We start from the raw sequence: 20,101 nt of genomic DNA on the forward strand, positions 1-20,101 counted from the left end.
TTGGGACATGTAACCAATTATTCTGCTGAATCAATTGGCAAAATCGTGTCTTTTTTCTCGCGACGTGCAATTGCTGGTAAAATCATTCCTAATAGAATTAAGACGATTGGTGTCACAATGTTAGAAGCTAATTGGAACAACCAGCCTTGAGGGTCTGAGGCATACTCAAATTTAGGCACCATTCCTAGGATACAAGCAAAGGCTGTAAATAGGAAACACCAGAGACCAAACACAAAACCAATTTTAGGATTTTTAACAAATTTATATTCTGAATTAAATTGTTTGTATGCTTTGTTTAGAAGCATATAGGCAAAGAAGACCCACAAGTAACGCATTGGCATAACTACAGAATTTAAGTTAGTTAGCCATTTAACCACTTCGTTCATGTCCTTCAACCCAAACATCGGTAAAGCGATAATAATACTTACTAAAATACCTGTTAATAAGTAACCATTAATTAACGTACCTTTTTTCGTACGTTTACGTAACCAACTTGGAACAAATTCTGGATCTGCTTCAGCTAAAAGAATTTTCAGTGGAGCATCAATTGAAAAGGCTAACGCAGCCACTTGACCCACTGTATTCGTCAAAGCATAAACAATCATTAAGAGATTACCGACACCATAATATGCGCCTAATTTTTGGAAGGCACTGTAGGCACCATTTGCCATTAAATCTTTAGGAATATTGTCACTTGAGAATAACATGCCCATTGCAAATGAACCTAAAACAGCCGATAAACCAACCATTGCTGCTAGGAAAATCATTCCTTTAGGGAACTCTTTGGCTGGATTTTTAGTTGCATTTACGTAAGGAGAAATTTTTTCAGCGCCACCTACCGCAAAAACTAACATTGATACGGTTGTAAAATAACTAAAGTCAAATTTAGGAATGTAGGTGCTGACTTGTGACATGTTTGGCGTCGCAAATTCAACCGTTGAATTAATAAATGGTGCGCCTACCGCTAATAAAATGAATAAAATAGACATCACAAACATGGCGGTTCCAGCTAAACCACCAATAACTTTTAAGGTGGTTAACCCTTTTGTTGATAATAACAAGAAAACCAAGAAAATTATTAATGAAATAAATGATACCGTTACGATTGGCATCGTATTGACTAAGTTTCCATTCCCTTGAACTGCCCAACCTAAGGCAATTAAAATTGCTTGTGGTTTTTGTGCCAAGTAAGGAATGTGCACTACCCAATAAGTCCATGCTGCATAATAGGCTAGACGTTTAGTACTGGTATTTTGCACCCACGAACTAACCCCACCATTACTGTCTTTAAATGTTGAACCTAACTGTCCTACGATTAACGCATAGGGAATAAAATATAAAACTAAAATCAAAAGCCATGAAGTGACCACTGAAATCCCTTGTTGTGCATAATTATTCACAACATTTCCAAGACCCCAGACCATGTTAAAGGCAATTAACCCGACGGTGAACCATCGTAATTGCTTTTTGTCCATATAACCAATTCCTTTCTTATTAAAAAAATAAAGCTCTTCATTTATCATAAGCATTTTACTTTTTATGCACAAGCTCAACATAATTAAATAAAGATGGCTTTTTAATAAGTAATTAAAACGCTTCTAGCAATGATTTTCTAATTTATTTGATGACTAAAAAAGGCCGGTGAATAAGTTGCTTCACCGGCCTTTTTCTAAGAGATTTTTCTTTTATAACATATCAAATAATGATAATTGGTTTTCATCTGGCAAGTCTTTTAAGACACCATTTTCATTCATGTATTCAATTAACGTTTTAGAAACTTTGCCTCGTGTTGCCAAATCTTCTTTCGACAAGAACGGTTGCTCTTCTCGCGCAGCGACAATGGCTTTCGCTACGTTGAGTCCTAAACTTGGCACTGCTCGGAAAGGTGCAATCAAGGTATCCCCTTCAATCACAAAATTTTCAGCGTCCGATTTGTACAAATCAATCATGCCAAATTTATAGCCCCGTTCCAGCATTTCATTACATAATTCTAAAACCGTTAATAAGTTCTTCTCTTTAGTGGAGGCGTCCATCCCTTTGTCCGTAATTTCTTTCATTCGTGCTTTCACAGCTTCTTTCCCTTGTGACATTGCCACTAAGTCAAAGTCATCCGCCCGAACGGAGAAAAATGCACAGTAATATAAGATTGGGAAATAAACTTTAAAGTAAGCGACCCGCAACGCCATTAATACGTATGCTGCCGCATGGGCTTTCGGGAACATATATTTAATTTTAGAACAAGAATCAATATACCAGTCAGGGACGTTGTTTTCTTTCATCGCATTTAAATACGTATCCCGTAGTTCATCAGGAATCTTATTCCATTGTCCTTTACGTACCGTTTCCATAATCTTAAAGGCCATCCCACTGTCCAAACCAGCATGAATTAAATATACCATGATATCATCCCGACAACCAATTACTTCAGCAAGATTGGCTTCGCCACGGCGAATCAACTCTTCTGCATTCCCTAGCCACACATCGGTTCCGTGAGACAGTCCAGAAATTTGAAGTAATTCTGCAAAAGTTGATGGATGGGTCTGCTCTAACATGCCTCGAACGAAACGTGTTCCAAATTCAGGAATTCCTAACGTTCCTGTTTTAGAATAAATTTGCTCTGCATCCACACCTAGAACCTCAGGTCCTTCAAAAATACGCATCACTTCTGGATCGTCTGTTGGGATGGTTTTTGGCTCAATCCCAGATAAATCTTGTAACATCCGAATCACGGTTGGATCATCATGTCCCAGAATATCAAGTTTTAAAATATTATCGTGAATGGAATGGAAATCAAAGTGCGTCGTTTTCCATTCTGCCTCTTGATCATCAGCAGGGTATTGAATTGGCGTAAAGTCATAAACATCCATGTAATCAGGAATTACAATAATACCGCCGGGATGCTGCCCAGTCGTCCGTTTAACCCCTGTTGAACCTTTGGCTAAGCGATCAATTTCAGCACCACGCAAATGTAAATTATGATCTCTTTCATATCCTTTAACAAAGCCATACGCTGTTTTGTCAGCTACTGTACCAATGGTTCCTGCCCGATAGACATATTCTTCACCAAAAAGAACTTTCGTGTAGTTATGGGCTTCGGCTTGATAATCGCCAGAAAAGTTCAAATCGATATCGGGAACTTTGTCGCCATGGAACCCTAAGAACGTTTCAAAAGGAATGTCGTGACCATCTTTAAACAATCGAGCACCACATTTTGGACAGGCTTTTTCAGGCATATCAAACCCTGAACCATAGGAACCATCTTCATAGAACTCAGAATATTGACACTCAGGACAATAATAATGTGGCGCTAAAGGATTTACTTCAGTAATCCCTGTCATTGTCGCAACAAAACTCGAACCGACAGAGCCCCGTGAACCGACTAAATAGCCGTCTTCATTACTTTTATGCACCAGTTTTTGAGAAATTAAATAAATGACCGAGAAACCATTCCCGTTAATCGAATTCAGTTCCTTTTCTAACCGTTTTTCGACAATTTCTGGTAAAGGATCGCCATACAATTCGCGCGCACGATTGTAGCTTAAATCAGTGATTTCTTGTTCAGACCCAGGAATTTTTGGCGTATACAAATCGTCTTTTACTGGAATAACTTCTTCACATAAATCAGCGACTTTGTTGGGATTTTCTACTACAATTCGCTTAGCGACGTCTTGTCCTAAAAATTGGAATTCCGTTAACATTTCATCGGTGGTTCTGAAATGAACCTTTGGTAAACTATGGCGATTTAACGGATTAGCGCCACCCATAGACCCGACTAAAATTTTCCGATAGATGGCATCTTCTTCATTTAAATAATGAACATTTCCAGTGGCGACAACCAGCTTGCCAAGTTCGTCACCGATTTTCACTAGATTACTAATAATTTCTTCCAAATCTGCTTCATTTTTCACCAATTCTTGTTCAATTAATGGCGCGTAAACTGGTTTGGGCATAACTTCAATATAATCGTAGAATTTGGCACGATTTTTTGCTTCTTCGACACCTTTTTGCATCATTGCTTCAAAAATTTCGCCGTTTGAACATGCGGAACCAATTAAAAGCCCTTCTCTTAACTTCGATAATTGCGAACGAGGAATCCGTGGTACTCGGAAAAAATAATCTACATTGGACATGGAAATCAATTTAAAAAGATTTTTTAATCCTGCTTGAGTTGTTGCTAAAATCGTTGCATGGAAAGGTCGAGCTCGTTTGTATGAGTCTCCTTCGCCAATATGACGATTCAAATCATCATGGAAATGCATATCATGATTCTCTTTCGCTTCTTTTAAGAAAATCCAGCACAAATGACCCGTTGATTCCGAGTCATAGATGGCGCGGTGATGTTGTTCTAAGTTGACGCCAAATTTTTTCGATAAGGTATTTAGACGATGGCTTTTGAAATGTGGATACAAGAATCTGGATAATTCTAATGTATCGATGACGGGATTAGCCGCTTCAGGTATTCCATGTTTGCCATAACTTGTGTTTAAGAATCCCATATCAAAAGAAGCGTTGTGGGCCACTAAAATAGTTCCTTCTGAAAACTCTTTAAACATGCGTAAAACTTCTTCTTCGGATTTTGAACCGCGCACCATTTCATCTGTAATCCCAGTTAAATTGATCGTTGTTTGAGATAATGGATGGCCAGGATCAATAAATTGCTCAAATGTCTCAATGACATTTCCTTTGTGCATTTTGACAGCGGCCAATTCAATAATTGTATCATAAACAGCGGAAAGCCCCGTTGTTTCCACGTCAAAGACCACATAGGTAGCATCTGTTAATTCAATATGTTCTTCGTTGTAAGCAATAGGTACACCATCATCAACAATATTGGCTTCCACGCCGTATAAAATTTTAACGCCTGCTTTTTTACCTGCAGCATGGGCATCAGGAAACGCTTGGGCTCCGCCATGATCCGTAATTGCGATGGCCTTGTGCCCCCATTTTCCCGCTTGCGCCACCAAGTCACCGACTTTATTGGTCGCATCCATTGTACTCATGTTACTATGCATGTGTAATTCTACACGTTTTTCACCTTCTGGCGCGTAGTCTTTTCTTGGCGCATGGGCGACTTCCATCAAATCTTGGGCATTCATGACTAAATCACGCATGAAGGTATCTTCTTGTACACTACCACGAACACGAATCCAACTTTGCGGTTGAATCGCATCAAAAACTTGTTCATCTTTTTCCCCATTCGAAAATTTCTTCACCACGAAAGAGGAAGTATAATCAGTAATTTTCAAAATTAAAATTTTTCGTTTAGAACGCAATTCACGCACTTCTTTATCAAAAATAAAGCCTTCAATCGTTATCCGACGTTCTTCTTCCAGTATATTTCCCATTGGCATAATGGGTTCATCATTGGGAATATTCCGCCCTAAACGAATTGGACCATCAAACGCAGGCGCTTGTTGTTGTTTTTCTTTTTTCATTTGTTCATGTTTAACAAGCGATTCAGCAGCTTGTTGTTGAAAGGCTGCGGCTTGTTCTAATTTTTGCTCTTCAAACTTTTTCAGCACTTCTGCAGCTTGCTGTTGATCCATTTTTGGTTCAATATGAAATTTAGGAAACCCGTAAGAGAAATAAAGTTCCTCAATAATTGGTAAATATTGTTGCTTCAAATAAGGAATAACTGCTTCATTATCAACAGGTAAGATAATTTTCCGATCTTCAAATTGTGGTGTCTGTGTTTTTAAGACTTTCTGAACTAACGGTGTATTGCATTGACTATTTAACAAGGCCAATTGCCAATAATCCGTTAATTGTTCCTCAGTAAATGTTGTCTGATTTGTGGTTATTTGAACGGAAACCTGTGCAATTTGTTGAAAAGCTAGTTCCAATTGTTGCATAAATGTTTGATATAGCATCACTGGCATCAATTCATCAAAACTTAAATGAAATTCCCATAAGCGACTTTGTTGGTGAACAATGACCTTGTCAATCCGGCCATTTTGAATTAAGGGATGTTCTTTCGCTGTGTCATCTAACTGAATTTGCGTCATCAGTTTATCAAATAAATCGCGTGCTTTTTCTGTCACAAAATGAACCTCCTTCTATCATTGAAAAAAGGCCCTCAGACAAATCTGTCAAGTGCCTTTTTTCGGTTTCTCTGCATTCGCTTCTCTATTAAGTATACTCGTTTTTTGTAAAAAAACAATCTTGTTTCTTTTCTAAAAAGAGCTAAGAAGAGCTTGAAGCAAAAATCACTTTAGATTTTTGCTTCAAGCTTAAACGCTGATAAGTGGCGGAAACAGTTTATCCTAATCATTCTGTCCGCCCTTTTCATTATTATTCCACTTCTGATGTTGTGTTCATCAAAATAGAAAGTGTGCTTTCTAATTCTTCTTTGCGTACTTCCAACATTTCACCAGTACGTTTGATTTTGACTTCTACCACACCATCGACTGCTTTTTTACCGACTGTGATACGGATTGGACAACCAATTAAATCAGCATCAGCAAATTTTACGCCTGCGCGCTCGTTGCGGTCATCAACTAATACTTCGTAGCCCGCTTCGGTCATCATTGCTTCAACTTCTTGTGATAGTTTTGTTTGATACTCATCTTTCACATTCATTTGGACCACGTGTAAATCAAATGGCGCAATCCCTGTTGGCCAATTAATACCACGCTCGTCTGCATTTTGTTCAACGATTGCTGAAAGTAAACGACTAACGCCGATGCCATAGCAACCCATGATCACTGATTTTTCACGACCGTTTTCATCTAAAACTGTTGCGCCCATAGCATCACTGTAACGCGTTCCTAATTTGAAGATATGACCAATTTCGATTCCTTTGGTAAAGGCTAAGACACCATTGCCATCAGGAGAAGGATCGCCTTCTTGAACAAAGCGTAAATCTTCGTAACTAATTGGTTGGAAATCACGATCTGGATTTACATTTGTCAAATGATAGCCATCTTCGTTAGCTCCAACAATGGCGTTGGCTAAATCTTGAACAGCTAAATCTGCATAAATTTTAACATCTTCGGAAACATTGACTGGACCAATTGAACCAAAGCCCGCTCCTAAGACACGGCGAGCATCTTCTTCTGTTGCTTCATCTAAGAAATCAGCGCCTAAGAAGTTTTTCAATTTGACATCATTGACATCATGATCGCCACGAACCAAGACCATTACTGGCTCTTCATCGGCAATAAATAGTACTGATTTAATAATACGTTGTGGCTCAACTTCAAAGAAGTTTGCCACTTCGGCAATTGTACCCACTTCTGGTGTTGCAATTTTTTCTAAATCTAATTGTGTTTCATGTGATTTTTTCGGCGTATAAAGACTTGTTGCCATTTCTAAATTGGCAGCATAATCACTTTCTGTTGAATAACAAATAGTATCTTCCCCAATTTCAGAAATCGCCATAAATTCTTTAGAATCTTTACCACCCATGGCACCACCGTCCCCAATAATGGCACGGAATTCTAGTCCACAGCGTTCAAAAATGCGTGAGTAAGCTTTTTCGTAATCACGGTATGATTGATCTAAACTAGCTTCATCGGCATGGAAAGAATAGCCATCTTTCATGATAAATTCACGGCCTCTTAATAAGCCAGAACGAGGGCGTTTTTCATCACGATATTTTGTTTGAATTTGGTATAAATTCAAAGGTAATCGTTTGTAAGAATTGATTTCATCACGAATTAATTCTGTGAAGGTTTCTTCATGCGTTGGGCCTAAGATATAGTCACGGTCATTGCGATCTTTTAAGCGATACAAGTTAGGTCCATAAGTTTCATAACGGCCTGATTCTTTCCAAAGTTCTGCTGGTAATAACGCAGGCATTAACATTTCAACTGCATCAATTTTCTCAAATTCTTCTCGCATAATCGTTTTTAATTTTTCTAAAACACGATTGGCTAAAGGTAAATAAGAATAGATCCCTGCAGCGACTTGACGAATATAGCCTGCGCGCAACAGAATTTGATGACTTAAGACTTCTGCATCATTTGGTACTTCTCTTAACGTTGGAATTAACATTTTTGACTGTTTCATTAAAACTCTCCTCTATTTTAAAATCAACTATTTTTGATTTCTTTACACACTTTTTTACTTAAGCTTTCTCCTTAAAAGAAAAAGCGTTGAATATCGTTCCAAGTAACTAACACCATTAACACCATGACAAACCCAAAGCCAATTAACGTAATGATGCCTTCTTTTTCAGGACTAATTGGTTTTCCACGTACACCTTCAATAATGTTTAAGACAATTTTCCCGCCATCTAAAGCTGGGATCGGCAACAAATTAATAATCCCTAAGTTCATTGACAACATGGCCATTAAGAATACAACTGTACTTACTCCAGCATTGGATGCTTCTTCCGATAATTTAAACATCATGACTGGCCCACCTAGTTTGTTTAAGCTAAAACCGGTGAATAGTGAGCCGAGTGCTTTAAAAATCTGTGTCGTACTATTTAAAGTATCCTGAATACCGCCCATCAATTTTGACGGTAAATCGGTTTTCATATAAGGATAAACGCCGACTTTACCAATCGTTTGTTTTTCCACTTTTTGTTTTTCTGGTGTCACTGTTAGTTGCTCTTCTTTGCCGTTACGCTCAACTACGAACGTTAACGGCTTTTCGGGGTTCTTCTGCACAATGGTTGTAAAATCTTCGTATTTTTTGATTTTTTGATTATTAATCGATAAGACTTTATCGTTTTCTTTCAACCCAGCTTCTGCGGCTGGGCCATTAGGAATCACTTGTCCAATTTGATTCGTGTTTAAATCAGTAACGCCTCCTTGTAGAAAGACCGCTAACGTAAACAGAATAAACCCTAAGATAAAGTTATTCATGGGTCCCGCAAAGTTCGTCAAAATGCGTTGCGATAATTTCGCTGATTGAAATTGAACGTCAAGTGGCGCAATCCGCACCTCGGTTCCATCACTTTCAATAATCGTTGCATCATGGTCAACTTTATAAACGGTTTCTTCTTCCTCGTTTCCATTGACATAGCCCTTGATGAATAATTCTTTTTCAAGATCAAAATCAACGACTTCCATCGGAATACTATGAGGTAATTGTACTTTTTTACTTGTATTAATTTTAACCACATTACCCACGGCATTTAACTCAACAGATAGAGGCATACCTGGTGTGATTTCTGTCATGTCTTCGCCCATCCCAGCCATTCGCACATAGCCACCAATTGGCAATAAGCGAATCGTATAAGTGGTGCCATCTTTTCCACGATGCGCAAAAATCTTTGGTCCCATTCCGATTGCAAACTCACGAACTAAAATACCCGCTCGTTTTGCAAAATAAAAGTGGCCAAATTCATGTACGAGGACAAGAATACCGAAGACAATAATGAATGTGATAATTGTTTTCATAGATGTCCTTCTTCCTTCATTCACTGACGTTCAGTGCTTTTTATTATTACATGGGAAAGTCTCGTAAAACTTGCTCTGTTCCCTTCCCGATAAACCAGTGCAACTGTTTACTGAGAACAGTCGCCACTGTTAGTGAACAAATCTTTCCTTATGTAAGACAAGTTTTATTTTAGCATATTCACTCATAAATAACCATTGGACTTGACCACTTCGCCTAGATATTTTGTGTTTTTTTAGAAAACTCTATAAATGAGAGGAATTGATTACTACGACCAGTATTTTTTTAAAGACCTTCAACAATAGTAGCTAACTTTAGACCATAAACTTTTCCGACAGTTTGTCGTATTTTATCAACACGCTGATTGACATGTGCTACCATGAAAGTATTAATAGTAATTTTAGGGGGAATGAATCAATGTATGGAGAATTACATGGTAAAGTGGCCGTTGTCACTGGTGCAGCTACGGGTTTAGGATTATTTATTACTCTGCGTTATATCTTAGAAGGTATGAATGTTGTTGCTGACTATGTCGGTGAGCTGCCTAAAGAATTTGAAGATGTTCAAGCCAAGCACGCAGACCGCGTAAAATTCGTGAAGGCTGATGTCTCTAATGAAGAAGATATTAAAGCGTTAGCTGAAACCGCTTTAAAAGAGTTTGGTCATGTTGACATTTGGGTAAATAACGCCGGTGTGGAGGCTTCTTTTCCGACAATTGATATGCCATTAAAAGAATGGCAACGTGTCATTGATGTCAATTTAAACGGTGTCTTTTTGGGTTCTAGAGAGGCACTCCGAATATTTAGAGAACAAAAAATCAAAGGGTCAATCATTAATATGTCCTCCGTTCACCAAAGAATTCCTTGGCCAACGTTCGCCCACTATGCGGCAAGTAAAGGCGCAACCGAAATGTTCACGAAAACAATCGCTTTGGAATATGCGGAATATGGTATTCGTGCCAACTGTATTGCACCTGGAGCGATTAACACACCTATTAATGCTGAAAAATTTTCCGATCCCGAACAGTTAAAACAAACAACGAGCATGGTTCCTATGGGCATTATTGGTAAACCAAATCAAGTAGCTGCTGCGGCCGCTTGGTTAGCTTCTGATGAATCCTCATACGTAACCGGAACAACACTCTTTGTAGATGGTGGGATGTCTCTATACCCTTCGTTCCAACACGGAGCTGGTTAAAAAGTAGTCTGCAACAAAAATTCTCTATGAATTTTTGTTGCAGACTTTGTACTATCACACACAAAATCTATTCAGGAGGCTTATCATGAAACTAGTCAAAAATGTTCTTTTAATTTTAATTGGTTTAGTTATTATCGGGATTGGCGCATCCACTTTAAGAGTGGCAGGTTTAGGAGTTGATCCTTTCACTGCTATGAATATCGGACTTTCTTCAATGTTTGGTATGCAATTAGGCATTTTTCAAATTATTGTCAATGCGTTTATTCTATTCTATGTCTATTTAAAAAACAAAAAAGCCATTGGTCTAGGAACTATTTTAAATATGCTTTTAGTAGGGATTTTGATTCAACAGATTTCTACTTGGCTTCAACCTTACGCCAATAGTTTAGGAGGCTCAACAATTGGCAAACTACTTTCTTTATTCGTCGGAGTCCTGATTTTTACATTTGGCTGCGCCTTATACATGGCTACAGATCAAGGCGAATCCCCCTATGATGCGATTGCGCCAACCATCTGTCAACAAATCAACAAACCTTACGCTTCTGTTCGAAAAGCACAAGATTTGTTGGTCCTATTAATTGGCTTTATTGCTGGTGGTCCAATTGGGATTGGTACAATTATTTGTGCATTTGGTGCTGGCCCACTCATTAGTTTCTGGAACAAGTTACTTCAACCTTTAGTAAAATAATTTTTTAACTAAAATATAAGAAAAAGCGATGACTTCATAGAGACTTTCTTCTCGAGTCATCGCTTTTTTATTTGTGCTTCTTTGAAGAAGCATGATTAGTATGTTTCTTGTTTGGCTTTCCGTTGTTGTTTTAGTTGATTATTTGTTGGTAGAGTGAAAAACTAGCCGACAGAGCCTTCCATATTGGAAACGACTTCTCAACCAGTGTCATTAACTATCAAACCAAGTTTTTAAGAGTTCTTATAGTAGTTTAGAGACTCAATATTTATCAATGATTATCAAATTAGGATGGTCAAAATCTGGTCAATTTTGATGTGTTATTGGTAGCAAAAAATGTTGGGACATTTCCCAACATTTTTTATTAATTTTATACATATCAATTCAGATACCTTATAGTATTTTTTCTTTTTAAAGAAGTTTTTAAATGAATTATGGTAACTCTTTAGAGTGTGAATTGACTGTACTTATAAAAAAATAAAGTTTGATAACCAAATCCTTAGAGTAATAAATGAAAAAAAATTCTAGATAAAATCAACCAAAAGATCAATCATGCTAGACATTCTAATATTTTTCTATATACTTCGGATAACTCTGAACCAGTATTTATATTAAAATTTAATAGTTCTATACGTTCAAATTCAAATATATCTATGTTATATCGTTCTTTACTAGAAAGATTTTTAATTTTTTTAATTTTTCAGAGTCTTTAACAATACATTTAAATAAATTTTCTAATGTAAATAAGCCAATACTTCTAATAAATCCTCCTCTGAATTTTTAATATCTAAAGGATAAATATTAGCATGAGCATATTGATGACGAGGTTGAATCATACTATCGTAACTTTTAATCTTTGAAAAGTTTTGATTTAAAACAAATTTAAAATTACTATTTAAAGATTTAAATTTAGGATTAGGACTAAACTTCTCTGGATTTAGTTTTCTGAACATAAAATTATTTACATAATCGTTACTATTATTTTTAAATTCCAGACAATGATAGATAGTATTTTTTAATAATTTTTCCGAAAATGTATAACAATCAATCAACAAAGAATACTCTGATTTTTTTATTGATTCCTTGGCTATATTAAAATCTAGACCAATTTCCTCATAAAATCGTCTATAGCTAGAAGAATTATCTGATAGACTGTTTGATACATCAACAATTCTCGAAAAATTCCTTTGAATATCAATTAAAGTGTCCTCACTATTAAATTCATAAATCATCAATACTATCTCCAATAATTTTATCGAATATACTTAATCTGGCATTAATTGATTCCGTTGTTCTTGTTGATATACTAAAAGGATTTACACCAGTTTCTTTTGCTTCTTTATCTATACTAGCCATCTCTTTTTTATAATTAATTAATATTTTCTCATCGTTGATTATTTTGTTATGCATTATTCTATCTATAACTGATGAAATCATTGCCTCAAAAATACTAATATTCATACTTCCAACAAATATAAAATTATCTTTTTAATACCCAGCTTCTTCATTTTTAAACTCTACCCGCTTACAAAAAGAACTTTTTTCAAAAGTATTAAAAGTTATTGATATTGCTTCCTTTATCTTTTTCCCTTACTCTTCTCTACAGTATATTTCTTTCCATTCTTCTTAATCTTATTCTTTATAATCTCTTCCACACTCAAACCTAAATCATCAGCTAACATCAAGCAATAAATCATCACATCAGCAATCTCATCTTTAATATTTTCTAAATCATCAGCTATTGCTTCTTCACTCGACTTCCATTGAAAGTTTTCCAGTAATTCTGAAGCTTCAAGAGAAACTGATAATGCTAGGTCTTTAGCATTATGAAATTGTCTCCAGTCCCTGTCATCTCTAAATTGGTTAATTTCTTTTATTAAGTCTTCCATAATGCATTCCTCCTATAAGCCCACTCGTTCTTTAACTAGTTTCTCTACATTTTTATCTTCAAAGTAAACAGCACAACCATCTATACCTCTTGAAAGTAGTACATAATAAATATTTAATATATACTCTGTTAATTCAGATAAATTAAATCCCTCTTTTAGAGGTGTCCCGCCGATATCTTTGTAGTTTTCTGGCACCGCCACAATTTTTCCATCTTTTACTGTTATATCATTGCCTACTATAACTCCGGAATAGTTTAGATCATATCCTTGAATTGCATGTATTGAACCTATTTCCTTTTCTGAGTTTGGTTTCTTTACCCAATCTTCATAAGTAGAGTTCCATCTTTTTTGTATACCATCTATATTCCAATCGTATGGCAATTCTTCAAATTTTTTACCTTTATTTTCTTTTTTCCCAGTATTTGATACCCACTCTCTGCAGTAACCAGCAATCAGTCTATTGGTCGTTTCTGGATAAGCGTGAGAATAATCATCAACATAGTCAATAACTTCTTTAAAAGTGGCTACAATTTTAAAATAGTCATCTTTAAAAACTTTAGAATTAAAACTTTTGTCATTACTTAATTGAAAACCGTATAATATTCCTTTTAAAAAATCTTCTCCTGAGAAATCTCTATCTCCTCCGATTCTAAACTGTTGCATTAAACAAACTTTTTTATAATCACTCGTAAGGCTTCTTATTTCTGCAGGTCTAATATTCTGAGGTTTAATACCTTGATATGGATCATATAACAGAACTAATCCATCTGTTAATTTTTCAAGAAGAGTGATCTCATCATCACCTTCATCAAGATGTCTTCTTGCATTCGGATGTCCTTTTCTATAGTATTTTTTCAATTTATGAGCTTCATCTACAATAATAATATCGTATTTTTGCTCATTTTTCTTTGCATCCATTATTAGTTGAGAACCTGTTTTTACTATTAATCTATTGTTCAGACCGATCGACTTAAATATCAAATTAAATTGTTTAGTTAAATTTCCTGTTGTTATCAAACCTATTCTTAAATCAGGATACACTTCAGCTAAGGAAAAAGCTAAGTTTGTAAATAGAACTGACTTACCAGAACCTGCTGGTGCTTCAATTAAATATTTTTTTGTTATGTTTTTTTCAATTTCATCAACTATTTCTTTTTGCTTAAATGATAGCTGTTTAAAAGGAGAGTACTTAAACAGAAGTCTTTCTCTTAACTCTTCAACATTAGGATTATCTACTAACCCCAGTGTATACAATTCATTATTCCATAATTTATTAAAAACTTCTGTTAATATTTCTTCCTTATTTTTATATACCAACTTAGTTTGTCCATTATTTCCATTAGCTAATACAAATTTTGTCACATCAGATTCAGCAATCATATAGTTCAATATTAATGATTCCAAATCCAGAATGGACGATTTATCAAATAGACTGGAGTATATGACTAAGCAATTTGTATAATCTCTATAATCCACTTTCGGATTGCTTTCAATCAGATGCTCATAGTGTCTTCTAATGAAGCCATTAGTCTCTCCAACATAAATTTTTTTAGTTTTAAGATTATAGTAAACATAGGTGACTGGATTATTCTCTAATACATTAACATGAATTTTTTCCAATTTATTTGATATTTCCCCATTTTTAAATATTAAATTCATGACTCTGTAACTTGACATTTTATTCACTCCAATTGTTAATTTCCTATCTATAATAAATTGTATCATACTAAGTATAAGATATATAATTAATTATTTAAGTGTATTAAATAAAAAAATAGAAGTGACTATCTCTATATTAAAATATCTCCTAAAGCCCTAATTCATGAGTAGCTTATTCTGCATCTACTCAATCAATTAACAATAAAAACTTATAGATATGAAACATTGTACAAATATTTCATATGAGTATTACAACATGAAATAATTGTAGGTCTGTTTCATCTGCAATAACTGCCACAACTATGTAGTACTTTTTAACTATTTTTAGCAGAAAACTATTTTTTTATTTCCACATAAATGAAACAGAGAATCTCTTTGTATCAGCATTCTTAACCCTAATTTCATTTAGTTTCATCTATCAAAATTTATTAACCTTTTGCAAAAGACAAAAAAAGAGTATCCCAAGTGAGCCGTGTAGCTCAATTAAAGGGTACCCTTAGTACGGTCAAATATCAACGGGGTGGGTTTCTCTATCCTATTCAATTCCTTGTATGATTCTGCCAAAGATATGATTAGCTTGGGTTGGTTGTCCATCAATTAGAGTAAGAGTGTACTCCGTTTCCAGCGGCTCTTTTAAGCTTACTGTAATCCCTTCTCCACCTTCTGCTGAACAGATAGGCAATTGCTTTCAGATGTTCAATTGCTTCTGATATAGCTTGCTGATCATTTGGAATAGACTCATCAACATAAATAGAAAAGTAACGTAATCTATCTATACAGATATTGCGAACAGCGCCCCTAAGAAAACTGGTCAAGAGTTTGCTGATATGATGGCTCATCAGTAAAAAGCTGGTCATTTCTACTATCAAGACAAAATAAAAAAGCTAGAATCCTTATACATCAAGGGTTCTAGCTCCTATAATAGGTTTATCCAACACTGCCTTCCATCTCATAACTAATCAACCGATTCAACTCAACCGCATATTCCATCGGTAATTCTTTCGTAAATGGTTCAACAAAGCCCATAACAATCATTTCTGTCGCTTCGGCTTCAGATAAGCCGCGACTCATTAGATAATATAATTGTTCTTCAGAAATTTTTGAAACTTTGGCTTCGTGTTCTAAGGACACTTGGCTGTTATGGATTTCGTTAAACGGAATCGTATCTGATTTTGATTTTTCGTCCATGATAATCGTGTCGCATTCGATGTGGGAAATCGAGCCTGCGCTGTCTTTGCCAAAAGTCACTTGGCCACGGTAGTTAACTTCGCCGCCGTCTTTAGCAATTGATTTTGAAACAATTGAGCTAGAGGTATTCGGCGCATTGTGAATCATTTTGGCCCCAGTATCTTGGATTTGGTTAGCGCCAGCAAAGGCAATCGATAACATCGTGCCACGGGCACCTTTGCCATCTAAGTAAACGCTTGGGTATTTCATAGTTGTTTTAGCTCCTAGGTTACCATCAATCCATTCGACAGTGGCACCTTCGTAAGCTTTAGCACGTTTGGTTACTAAGTTGTAGACGTTATCTGACCAGTTTTGAATAGTGGTATAACGACAATAAGCATCTTTTCTAGTAAAAATTTCTACGATGGCCGCATGCAAGCTGTTACTTGAATACGTTGGTGCCGTACAACCTTCAACATAGTGAACGCTGGCCCCTTCATCGACAATAATCAAGGTCCGTTCAAATTGGCCGGTATTTTCAGCGTTGATTCGGAAATATGTTTGTAATGGTACATCAACTCGAACGCCTTTTGGTACATAAATAAATGTTCCACCTGACCAAACAGCTGAGTTTAAAGCGGCCAGTTTATTATCTGTTGGCGGCACAAGTTTTGAAAAATACTCTTTGAATAAGTCAGGATATTCTTTTAAAGCAGAGTCAGTATCTGTAAAAATGATGCCTAATTTTTCAAATTCTTCTTTCATGTTGTGGTAAACAACTTCTGATTCATATTGAGCCGAAGCCCCAGCTAGATAAGCACGCTCAGCTTCGGGAATCCCAATTTTTTCAAAGGTTTCTTTGATTTTATCAGGTACATCATCCCAATCGCGTGCGGGTTTGTCACTCGGTTTTTGGTAATATTTAATTTTACTAAAGTCAATATCTGACAGGTCTGGACCCCATTCTTGCATGGGCATTTTATTGAATTGTTCTAACGATTTTAAACGGAAGTCAAGCATCCATTCTGGTTCGCCTTTCACGCGAGAAATTTCACGAACGACGTCTTCGGTTAGGCCGTCTCCGGTACTAAAGACTGGTTCCACATCGTCGTGAAAGCCAAATTTATATTCTTCTAATTCAGGTACTGTACTCAATTCGTCGTCACCCTTTCTTTATTTTTCACAATGTAAATGACCGGCTTCGCCTTGGCCGTTATTAGCAACAGCCTGCTCTAAGGCTTTCCAAGCCAGGGTTGCACATTTAATCCGAGCTGGAAATTTAGCTACGCCGCTTAACATTGCTGCATCGCCTAATTTTTCATCTTCGGCCACTTCATTTCCTTGAACAAGTTGAGAGAAATCCTCTGCTAAGGCCGTTGCTTCGGCGATTGTTTTTCCTAAGACCGCATCAGTCATCATACTAGCACTTGCGGTACTGATGGAACAGCCACTTCCTTGAAAGGCGATATCTTTAATCACACCGTCTTCAATGGCCACATCCAGTTCAATCACATCTCCACAAGTAGGATTATTCAGTTCAATTGTTTGGCTAGACGCATCTAGCGTTCCGTGGTGATGTGGGTGGCTAGAATGGTCCAAAATGACTTGGCGATATAAGTTATCTAATTTAGAAAGTGCCATGCTGGAAAAACTCCTTTGTCGCTTTAATCGCTTCAACTAAGCGATCTGCGTCTTCTTTGGTATTGTATAAATAAAAACTTGCCCGTGCAGTTGCTGGCACGCTCAGATAGTTTAATAGCGGTTGCGCGCAATGGTGACCCGCTCTGACAGCGACCCCTTCCATATCTAACGCCGTAGCCACATCATGTGGATGTAAACCTTCAATATTAAAAGCAATCACACCTGTGTGGTCTTTTGGATTCTGTGGACCATAAATCGTCAAGCCCTCGATAGCTTGCAACTTCGGCAAAACATAGTGAACAAGGGCTGCTTCATGTTGATGAATGGCCTCTAAACCAATTTCTGTTAAATAATCAATGGCGGCACCTAAGGCAATTGCCCCGGCAATATTAGGTGTGCCAGCTTCAAATTTCCAAGGAAGCTCTTTCCAAGTACTTTCTTGAAGATGAACAAAGTCAATCATTTCGCCACCAAATTCCACAGGTTCCATTTGTTCCAATAAATGACGTTTGCCATAAAGGACACCAATTCCAGTTGGTCCACACATTTTGTGACCACTAAATGCATAAAAATCAGCATCGATGGCTTGAACGTCCACAGGCATATGAGGAACTGCTTGCGCGCCGTCTACCACCATCACAGCGCCATTTTGATGAGCTAATTGTGTTAATTCTTCGATTGGATTAATGACCCCTAACACATTTGAAACGTGAGCAATCGAAACAATTTTCGTTTTTTCTGTAATTTGTTGACGTGCACTTGCCATGTCTAAAAAGCCGTCTTCAGTGACGTCTATATACTTCAAAATGGCCCCTGTACGTTGAGCTAATTGTTGCCAGGGAATAATGTTTGAATGATGTTCCATGTAAGATATGACGATTTCATCCCCGGCTGTAACTGCCAAGTCACCATAACTTTTGGCAATCCAATTCAAACTGGTTGTTGTTCCTCGTGTAAATAAAACTTCCGCTGTTTCTTTGGCATGGATAAATTGGCGAACCTTTTCGCGGGAGGCTTCATAGTCCTTCGTTGCTCGTTCGGCTAACGTGTGCACCCCACGATGAACATTGGCATTATCGGTTTCATAATAATGTCGTAAAACATCTAACACTGCCGTTGGTTTTTGGGTTGTTGCAGCATTGTCTAAATAAACTAGCGGTTCATCATTAACTTCTTGAAATAAAATAGGAAACGATTGACGAATGGTTGCTGCATCCATCATGCGTTTAACTTCCCTTCAATTACTTCTACAAATTCATTTTGTACTTCTTTAACTGGAATTGCTGTAATGACAGAACCTAGGAAGCCACGAATCACCAAACGTTCCGCTTCTTCTTTACGCAAGCCGCGGCTCATTAAATAATACATTTCTTCTGGATCTACTCGACCAACGCTGGCTGCGTGTCCGGCAGTCACTTCATTTTCATCAATTAAAAGAATTGGATTGGCATCACCACGAGCTTTATCAGACAGCATTAAAACACGACTTTCTTGCTGTGCGTCGGCTCCTTTTGCGCCTTTTAAAATGTGGCCAATTCCGTTAAACGTTAAAGTACCACGTTCACGAATAACTCCATGTTGTAAAATATGACCAATCGAATGTGGCGCTTTGTTTGTCACTCGTGTGTCGATGCCTTGTGTTTGTTTACCTGCACTAATTGCAACGACTTTAACTTCTGAATGAGCGCCTTCGCCAACTAAATCAGAATCAAAATCAGCCACAACATCGCCATCATTCATGACGCCTAGAGCCCAATCAACAGAGGCATCCCGCATAATATAGCCACGACGATTCATATAAGTCGTTACAGTTTGCCCTAATTGATCCACAGCTGAGTATTTAACTTTTGCGCCATCTTTCGCAATCACTTCCACAACAATATTTCCAGAAGCTTTCTCTGCGTGATTACCGGTTGATTGAAAACGTTCTAAATAACTGAATTCACTATGATTATCTGCAACGATTAAAACATGTTTAAAGAAAGGTTGGTTGCTATCTGAATCCTGAATAAACAAAGATTCAATGGGCTCTTCAATCACTACGTTTTTAGGAACGTATAAGAAAACGCCACTATTCATGAAAGCTGCATGAGCTGCTGTCAGCTTATCTTCTTCTGGTAATACGGCTTTAGTCATATAGTATTCTTTAACCAATTCTGGGTGCTCTTGTAAAGCAGTAAAAATGTCTGTAAAAATTACCCCTTGTTCCGCTAATGAGGCTGGCAATTGCTCAAAAGCATGAAAAGATCCTTGTTGAACAATTAAAGGATTGTCTTTCATTTGATCAAAACTTGCGACATTTCCTTCAGAAGGCACATAACTTTCCATGTGAACATTTAATAAAGGCCAACGATGAAATTTCACACGATCAATATGTGGTAACTCACTTTCGTCAGCGTTTCTTAAAGCCGTTGTTCGCAATTCAGTCATCCAAGCTGGTTCTTCATGTTCTAGTGAAAAAGCGGTGACTTCGTCAAGATAATCCATTAGATTTACTTTTTTCATTTATCTTGTC

Annotated in this window: 14 protein-coding genes; 2 read left to right on the forward strand and 12 right to left on the reverse strand. The window is 36.8% G+C overall.

Going from position 1 to position 20,101, the window contains the following annotated elements:
* Positions 1–17: 17 nt before the first annotated feature.
* The 4 genes from IGL93_RS09170 to rseP form a co-directional block, all read right to left on the reverse strand.
* On the reverse strand, positions 18–1,475 hold the full coding sequence (locus IGL93_RS09170) for an amino acid permease (RefSeq protein ID WP_002356790.1): 1,458 nt from the start codon (positions 1,473–1,475) through the stop codon (positions 18–20).
* Positions 1,476–1,685: 210 nt separating this feature from the next.
* Entirely contained in the window at positions 1,686–6,041 is a 4,356-nt protein-coding gene (locus IGL93_RS09175) for a PolC-type DNA polymerase III (RefSeq protein ID WP_002400824.1), read from the reverse strand.
* Between the two features lie 250 nt (positions 6,042–6,291).
* Positions 6,292–8,010: a proline--tRNA ligase gene (locus IGL93_RS09180; RefSeq protein WP_002359769.1), complete on the reverse strand. Its 1,719-nt coding sequence runs from the start codon at positions 8,008–8,010 to the stop codon at positions 6,292–6,294.
* A 71-nt stretch (positions 8,011–8,081) separates the two neighbouring features.
* Entirely contained in the window at positions 8,082–9,350 is a 1,269-nt protein-coding gene (gene rseP / locus IGL93_RS09185; protein WP_002362168.1) for an RIP metalloprotease RseP, read from the reverse strand.
* 415 nt (positions 9,351–9,765) lie between these two features.
* Here rseP and IGL93_RS09190 point away from each other — a divergent pair, with 415 nt between their 5' ends.
* Positions 9,766–10,545 carry an SDR family oxidoreductase gene (locus IGL93_RS09190; protein ID WP_010713222.1) on the forward strand — a complete coding sequence of 260 codons (780 nt, stop codon included), beginning with the start codon at positions 9,766–9,768 and terminating at the stop codon, positions 10,543–10,545.
* Between the two features lie 85 nt (positions 10,546–10,630).
* Positions 10,631–11,233, forward strand: coding sequence for a YczE/YyaS/YitT family protein (locus tag IGL93_RS09195; RefSeq protein WP_002389010.1), 603 nt, complete (start codon positions 10,631–10,633; stop codon positions 11,231–11,233).
* A gap of 731 nt (positions 11,234–11,964) precedes the next feature.
* On the opposite strand, the gene IGL93_RS09200 is transcribed toward IGL93_RS09195, so the two are convergent.
* From IGL93_RS09200 to sufD, 8 genes are all read right to left on the reverse strand, one after another.
* Positions 11,965–12,462, reverse strand: a complete 498-nt coding sequence (locus IGL93_RS09200; protein WP_010713221.1) for a hypothetical protein — start codon at positions 12,460–12,462, stop codon at positions 11,965–11,967.
* Positions 12,452–12,691, reverse strand: a complete 240-nt coding sequence (locus IGL93_RS09205) for a hypothetical protein (RefSeq protein ID WP_010775999.1) — start codon at positions 12,689–12,691, stop codon at positions 12,452–12,454. Before IGL93_RS09205 ends, IGL93_RS09200 begins: the two co-directional genes overlap by 11 nt.
* 116 nt (positions 12,692–12,807) lie before the next feature.
* On the reverse strand, positions 12,808–13,119 hold the full coding sequence (locus tag IGL93_RS09210; RefSeq protein ID WP_010713220.1) for a nucleotide pyrophosphohydrolase: 312 nt from the start codon (positions 13,117–13,119) through the stop codon (positions 12,808–12,810).
* 12 nt (positions 13,120–13,131) lie between these two features.
* On the reverse strand, positions 13,132–14,796 hold the full coding sequence (locus IGL93_RS09215; protein WP_010713219.1) for a DUF2075 domain-containing protein: 1,665 nt from the start codon (positions 14,794–14,796) through the stop codon (positions 13,132–13,134).
* A gap of 909 nt (positions 14,797–15,705) precedes the next feature.
* Entirely contained in the window at positions 15,706–17,100 is a 1,395-nt protein-coding gene (gene sufB / locus IGL93_RS09220; RefSeq protein ID WP_002356769.1) for a Fe-S cluster assembly protein SufB, read from the reverse strand.
* Positions 17,101–17,118: 18 nt separating this feature from the next.
* The gene (sufU, locus tag IGL93_RS09225) at positions 17,119–17,586 is read right to left on the reverse strand and encodes a Fe-S cluster assembly sulfur transfer protein SufU (protein WP_002356768.1); all 468 of its coding nucleotides are present in this window, start codon (positions 17,584–17,586) and stop codon (positions 17,119–17,121) included.
* Complete coding sequence (locus tag IGL93_RS09230) at positions 17,573–18,808, reverse strand: cysteine desulfurase (RefSeq protein WP_002372178.1); 1,236 nt, start codon at positions 18,806–18,808, stop codon at positions 17,573–17,575. Before IGL93_RS09230 ends, sufU begins: the two co-directional genes overlap by 14 nt.
* A complete protein-coding gene (gene sufD, locus IGL93_RS09235) occupies positions 18,805–20,091 on the reverse strand; it encodes a Fe-S cluster assembly protein SufD (protein WP_010776000.1) in 1,287 nt (428 codons plus the stop codon). Before sufD ends, IGL93_RS09230 begins: the two co-directional genes overlap by 4 nt.
* Positions 20,092–20,101: the final 10 nt, after the last annotated feature.

Source organism: Enterococcus sp. DIV1328a, from assembly GCF_050536905.1.
GTDB lineage: Bacteria > Bacillota > Bacilli > Lactobacillales > Enterococcaceae > Enterococcus > Enterococcus faecalis.

What these genes read in the sequence shown, in the direction of transcription:
- sufD (WP_010776000.1), bottom strand. Translation starts at nt 20,091, where the DNA reads ATGAAAAAAGTAAATCTAATGGATTATCTTGACGAAGTCACCGCTTTT.
- IGL93_RS09215 (WP_010713219.1), bottom strand. Translation starts at nt 14,796, where the DNA reads ATGTCAAGTTACAGAGTCATGAATTTAATATTTAAAAATGGGGAAATA.
- rseP (WP_002362168.1), bottom strand. Translation starts at nt 9,350, where the DNA reads ATGAAAACAATTATCACATTCATTATTGTCTTCGGTATTCTTGTCCTC.
- IGL93_RS09180 (WP_002359769.1), bottom strand. Translation starts at nt 8,010, where the DNA reads ATGAAACAGTCAAAAATGTTAATTCCAACGTTAAGAGAAGTACCAAAT.
- IGL93_RS09195 (WP_002389010.1), top strand. Translation starts at nt 10,631, where the DNA reads ATGAAACTAGTCAAAAATGTTCTTTTAATTTTAATTGGTTTAGTTATT.
- IGL93_RS09210 (WP_010713220.1), bottom strand. Translation starts at nt 13,119, where the DNA reads ATGGAAGACTTAATAAAAGAAATTAACCAATTTAGAGATGACAGGGAC.
- sufU (WP_002356768.1), bottom strand. Translation starts at nt 17,586, where the DNA reads ATGGCACTTTCTAAATTAGATAACTTATATCGCCAAGTCATTTTGGAC.
- IGL93_RS09190 (WP_010713222.1), top strand. Translation starts at nt 9,766, where the DNA reads ATGTATGGAGAATTACATGGTAAAGTGGCCGTTGTCACTGGTGCAGCT.
- IGL93_RS09205 (WP_010775999.1), bottom strand. Translation starts at nt 12,691, where the DNA reads ATGAATATTAGTATTTTTGAGGCAATGATTTCATCAGTTATAGATAGA.
- IGL93_RS09170 (WP_002356790.1), bottom strand. Translation starts at nt 1,475, where the DNA reads ATGGACAAAAAGCAATTACGATGGTTCACCGTCGGGTTAATTGCCTTT.
- IGL93_RS09200 (WP_010713221.1), bottom strand. Translation starts at nt 12,462, where the DNA reads ATGATTTATGAATTTAATAGTGAGGACACTTTAATTGATATTCAAAGG.
- IGL93_RS09230 (WP_002372178.1), bottom strand. Translation starts at nt 18,808, where the DNA reads ATGATGGATGCAGCAACCATTCGTCAATCGTTTCCTATTTTATTTCAA.